This window comes from Mesorhizobium sp. M0633 (genome assembly GCF_040320645.1).
Lineage (GTDB): Bacteria > Pseudomonadota > Alphaproteobacteria > Rhizobiales > Rhizobiaceae > Mesorhizobium.
In genome coordinates this window covers 1-1,796 of record NZ_JAMYQC010000103.1, presented here as the reverse complement: position 1 = coordinate 1,796, position 1,796 = coordinate 1, and the positions used below count along the sequence as shown (strand labels likewise).

General features: G+C 60.9%; 3 protein-coding genes. All 3 read right to left on the bottom strand.

From position 1 onward, the window contains the following. On the bottom strand, nt 1–397 hold a 397-nt coding region (locus NKI47_RS34790), incomplete at its 3' end, for an ATP-binding cassette domain-containing protein (RefSeq protein WP_352596332.1). Between the two features lie 131 nt (nt 398–528). After that, complete coding sequence (cysW, locus tag NKI47_RS34785; protein ID WP_023675838.1) at nt 529–1,413, bottom strand: sulfate ABC transporter permease subunit CysW; 885 nt, start codon at nt 1,411–1,413, stop codon at nt 529–531. Continuing rightward, nucleotides 1,406–1,796, bottom strand: a 391-nt coding sequence (locus NKI47_RS34780) for an ABC transporter permease subunit (protein WP_352596329.1), incomplete at its 5' end; no start/stop codon positions are given. The genes NKI47_RS34780 and cysW, both read right to left, overlap by 8 nt.

Sequence of the window (1,796 nt, the reverse complement as noted above, 5' to 3'; positions counted from 1 at the left end):
AGCGTTTTTCCAGACCGGAAAGCTGAACGAGGTTGAGGAGTTCCGAGGCGCGGCGGCGGATTTCCTTCGCCGACGGGCGTGACGGCCCGTGCCGGACCTTGAGTCCGAAGCCGATATTGTCGGCGACCGTCATATGGCGAAACAGCGCGTAGTGCTGGAAGACGAAGCCGACATTGCGCTCCTGAATCGACTTTTGGGACGCATCCTCTTCGCCGAAGAAGATCTTTCCGCGGGTCGGCCGCTCCAAGCCGGCAATCAGCCTGAGCAGCGTCGTCTTGCCGGAACCGGAAGGTCCCAGCAGGGCGATCAGTTCTCCCGACTTGATGTCGAGCGAAACGTCGCGGAGGGCCGGAAACCGCTCAAACTCCTTGCGCACGTTGGCAACGCGAACTTCCATGCAAATCCCTTTTGTAGTTGATGCATGCCGTTATCCCAAAACCGGTTCCCACTTTTGGGCGACATTAAATCTTTGTTTTATGCATGTCGTTGTCCAAAAACCGCTACACACTTTTGGGCGACATGCATTTGTCAGTGTCCGCGCGTCGCGGCGATCTCGGCGCCGTAGCGCATCTCGAGAAGTGTCTTCAAGACCAGCGTGACGAGCGCCAGGCCGGCAAGCAGCGAAGCGACGGCAAAGGCGGCGGCGGCATTGTACTCGTTATAAAGGATTTCGACATGCAGCGGCATGGTGTTGGTCAGCCCGCGTATGTGGCCCGACACGACCGAGACGGCGCCGAACTCACCCATCGCGCGGGCATTGCACAACAGCACGCCGTAGAGCAATCCCCATTTGACGTTGGGCAACGTCACGTACCAGAACGCCTGCCAGCCATTGGCCCCGAGCGACAGGGCAGCCTCCTCGTCGCCATTGCCCTGTTCCTGCATCAGCGGGATCAATTCGCGGGCGACGAAGGGGAAGGTGACGAAGACGGTGGCCAGCACGATGCCCGGCACGGCAAACAGGATGACGATGCCATGCGCCTTGAGCCAGGCGCCGAGCAGGCCTTGCGCGCCGAACAGAAGTACATAGACCAGGCCGGAAATGACCGGCGAGACCGAAAAGGGCAGGTCGATGAGTGTGGTCAGGAACGCCTTGCCCTTGAACTCGAACTTGGCGATCGCCCATGCGGCGGAGATGCCGAAAGTCACATTGAGCGGCACCGAGATCGCCGCGACCAGAAGCGTCAGGCGGATCGCCGAGCGCGTGTCCGGTTCGCTCAGCGCCTGTGTGTAGGCCTCGATACCTTTGGCGAAAGCTTCCTTGAAGACGATGATCAGCGGCAGGAGCAGGAAAATGCCGAGGAAGGCAAAGGTCACGATCATCAGCACGGTTCTCGCCGTGCGGCTCTCGGTCACCGCCGGCGACTGGCTTTCATGGTGCGGCGCGTAGGATTTGATCTCCGGGTCAGCCATAGCGCTTGCGGCTCCAGGTCTGCACCAGGTTGATGACCAGCAGCATGACGAAGGACAGCGCCAGCATGATCGCCGCTATCGCGGTCGCCGCGGCGTAATTATATTCCTCCAGCCGGATGACGATCAGAAGCGGCGCGATCTCGGATTTGAACGGCAGGTTGCCGGCGATAAAGATGACGGAACCGTACTCGCCGACGCCGCGCGCGAAGGCCAGCGCGAAACCGGTGACGATGGCAGGCGCCAGTCCGGGTAGTAGAACGCGGCTGATGATCTGGAAGCGATTGGCGCCGAGCGTGGCGGCCACTTCTTCTACCTCCTTGTCGATCTCCTCCATGATCGGCTGCACGGTGCGCACGACGAAGGGCAGACCGATGAAGACCAGC